Source organism: Paenibacillus sp. 01T422, from assembly GCF_056398785.1.
In genome coordinates this window covers 1-1,820 of sequence record NZ_JBFTQB010001293.1, presented here as the reverse complement: position 1 = coordinate 1,820, position 1,820 = coordinate 1, and the positions used below count along the sequence as shown (strand labels likewise).

Genomic DNA, 1,820 nt, shown 5'->3' with positions numbered 1-1,820 from the left:
CCTTTAAGGCTGTGCCTAGCTAAACGGTATCGGCTGTTATTTCATCCCTTGAGCATAAACAAAATGCCTCAGGCTACTCCATGAACATACATATTGAAAAAAACACCGCCATTAAGCGATGTTTTCCTCATACTTATCTCTATCGTAATTTAACAGGCATCCCGCTTACGGAAGATTCCAATGCTGCTAAGGTAATGCGCAGCGTGACAGCCGCGTCGGCGTAATCTGTCAAAATTCGTGACCGATCCCCGGTTTTAATCGCATGCAAGAAAGCATCCGTCTCGATTTCATATGGATTAAGGAGGTTCTTATACTCCGTTGTTTGTGCACCTTCATGGTTTTTTAAATAGCGATTTTGTTGAATTTCCAAAACACCTTTATCAGTAAACAGTTCCAAACCCGATCGATGTCCAAATGGAAGCATGCACGTATTCGTAATTGACGCTATTGCCCCGCCAGCAAGTTTTAATGTCACAGCACCTACATCTGCAACTTCAACGCCATCGTGCTTCGTATGTATGTGCTGCTGCGCATATACCGCGTAGACTTCCTCCACCTCGCCAACCAAATAGCGAACCAAATCTACAATATGCGTTGTTTGTTCAACAAATTGACCGCCAGAACCGTTTTGCTTACGCCACCAATGGACGCCAGGCATATCTCCTAACCAACTGCCAACCGCCATTCCGACTTTGCGAGTTGCTAGCAGCTCTTTGGCTCTTTGCACAGTGTCCGTATATCGGATATGATAACCAACAGAAGTGATGATATCTCTGCTTGCCACCTGATCTTGGATGCGATTCACCGTTTCCATGTCCAACCCGATTGGTTTTTCAATCAAAAATGGGATATTACGCTGAGTGATGGCATCTTCAATCATACCATGCGCCATAGGCGGCACACTTATGTATACAGCGTCTGGTTTAACCGTATCCAACATTTGCTCTATCTCGTCAAAAGCTTGCGCACCAGCAAATTTCTGTGCGATCTTCTCCGCTTTGGGCAGCGAAGAACCTAGAAAAGCAACGACCCGCGCATCATCCCTAGCAGCTAGCAAGCTTGCGTGCTTCTCAGCAAACCATCCTGTTCCGGCAAATATTGGAAAGATCTTTCAAGGCCATTTGGCCAAAAGTATGGTTTAATGGATGTATCATGTTTTGAAAATTCCCTGAAAGGTAATTACGACCATGAAAACTGCCTCATTTCTATTTCCGAAAGACAAAGTAGCCTTTATCAAGTCATCCTCTTCCATGAAGGAAGCAATGGAACAATTAGAGCAGCACTATTATACAGCACTTCCCATCGTTGATGAAGCTGGAAAATACGTTGGAACACTCTCCGAAGGCGATCTTTTGTGGACGCTCAAGAATAAACCGGGTGTTTCCTTCGACAACATGGATGAGATCCCTGTAAGCAGTATTAAAAAGCATATTCGCAACGAATGTGTCTCCATTGATGCGTTTATGGAGGATATGCTGGCCAAAGCTGCCGATCAGAATTTTGTTCCAGTCGTCGATGACAAACAAATATTTCTAGGCATTATTCGCAGGAAAGATATTATCGCCTACTATATGAATAACATTACGGATTAAAAAGAAAAGGAACTGGGGGCTGGACCTCCGTTCCTTTTTCTTTTTGAATTTTGAAGCTGGGCTTTTACTGCATAAAGGGCAGGTGATTTGGCTGCAAACCGCATGATTTACCTGATTTGATGTAAAATCTGCAGCTAATTTATGGGAAATCAGCCTGACCGACGGTTTGTACCGAATTTACCTGCACATAATGCAGGTAATGTTATATTGGGGGTCAATGTTTGAGAT

At 43.6% G+C, this 1,820-nt stretch carries 2 protein-coding genes; one reads left to right on the top strand and one right to left on the bottom strand.

Going from position 1 to position 1,820, the window contains the following annotated elements:
* Positions 1-139 precede the first annotated feature (139 nt).
* Positions 140-1,099: a Gfo/Idh/MocA family protein gene (locus AC1DUA_RS38125; RefSeq protein WP_477504649.1), complete on the bottom strand. Its 960-nt coding sequence runs from the start codon at positions 1,097-1,099 to the stop codon at positions 140-142.
* 88 nt (positions 1,100-1,187) lie between these two features.
* Here AC1DUA_RS38125 and AC1DUA_RS38120 point away from each other — a divergent pair, with 88 nt between their 5' ends.
* Entirely contained in the window at positions 1,188-1,592 is a 405-nt protein-coding gene (locus tag AC1DUA_RS38120; protein ID WP_477504648.1) for a CBS domain-containing protein, read from the top strand.
* The last annotated feature ends 228 nt before the right edge of the window (positions 1,593-1,820 follow it).

Coding starts and splice junctions, on each gene's coding strand:
- AC1DUA_RS38120 (WP_477504648.1), top strand. CDS start 1,188: ATGAAAACTGCCTCATTTCTATTTCCGAAAGACAAAGTAGCCTTTATC.